The sequence below is a fragment of the Actinomadura geliboluensis genome (assembly GCF_005889745.1).
In the GTDB taxonomy this organism is placed as follows: Bacteria; Actinomycetota; Actinomycetes; order Streptosporangiales; family Streptosporangiaceae; genus Spirillospora; species Spirillospora geliboluensis.
This window is the reverse complement of the sequence record NZ_VCKZ01000749.1, coordinates 1-1,178: the sequence shown is the minus strand read 5'-3', so window position 1 is coordinate 1,178 and position 1,178 is coordinate 1. Positions and strand designations below refer to the sequence as shown.

The window sequence follows — 1,178 nt, the reverse complement described above, 5'->3', positions numbered from 1 at the left end:
CCCCGGCGACCACGACCGACACCCCGCCCCGCACCAGCATGTAGAACGCGACGGCCAGGACGGCGGCGCCGCGCCCGGCCCACAGCCGCACCGCGACCAGCGCGCAGCCCGCCGCCAGCGCGATCAGCAGCGGCTGGTGGACGAGCCGGAACTGCGGCACCCCGAAGTCGTACTCGGCCTGGAACACCGACAGCCCGATCAGCAGCCCGCCGCCGAGCATGCAGCGGCGCGCGTAGCGGACCCAGCCGGGCGGGCCGGCAGCGTCGGGGAGGGCGCGGCGGCCCTCCCGCTCCAGGATCATCATCGCCACCAGCGACAGCCCGGCCCCGCCGATCAGCATCAGGTGGGTCGGGCCCCACAGCGTGACGTCCTGCCCGAAGATGCGGTGCCACACGTCGTCGAGGGGGAAGCCGAGCAGCGCGTAGAACCCGGCGCCGGCCAGCAGGACGCCGCCGGCGGGCGCGTACCAGTCCCGGGTGATCCGCACCGACGCTGCGCCGGGCCGCGTCCCCTTGGGCAGCACGACCGCCAGGACGCCGGAGGTGAAGATGCCGAACAGCCCGACCAGGATCGGGTAGTGCGCGGCGTTGGCCAGCGGCCCCTCGTCGCGACCGTGGGAGATGTGCAGGGAGATGTCCCAGTACATGCCGAGGAGCGCGACGAGCAGCGACAGCAGCGCGACCTGCAGCGGCAGCGCCGCCCAGCCCGGCATGCCGCGGCCGGGGCCCCGCTCGGCCAGCCGCGCGAGCCGGGCCAGCGCGGTGACGCGGCCGGTGCGGTGCCCCCAGCCGAGCACCAGCAGCACCGCCGTCAGCGCGGCGGCGCCGGTGGAGGCGATGACGATCTGGTCCAGTGCCGCGCCGCCGGCCGGTTTCGCCGGTGCCGCCGCGGCCAGCCGCAGCGCCGCCGCCGCGGCGCCCGCCCCCGTGCCCGTCATGTGCTCCACCACCGGTGCTCCCTCGCCGCAGGAACCAGAACGGAAGGGGGCGAACACCGCCTTCCGCGACGGAGTATGCCATCTTTGAATGTGTCATTGCCTAGTGTCACAATCTGTGGTGTGCGACACCGGGACGAGAGGAGCGCCATGAGGCTGCGGACCATCGCGGGAACGGCCGCCGCCGCGGCACTGGCGGCGGCCGCCGGATGCGGAGAGCCCGCCGCCCCCGACACCGCCGCCC

1 pseudogene is annotated in these 1,178 nt (G+C 75.4%); it reads right to left on the bottom strand.

Annotation, left to right across the window (positions count from 1 at the left end):
* Positions 1 to 949 (bottom strand): annotated as a pseudogene (locus tag ETD96_RS44010) (hypothetical protein); the annotation flags it as partial.
* Positions 950 to 1,178: the final 229 nt, after the last annotated feature.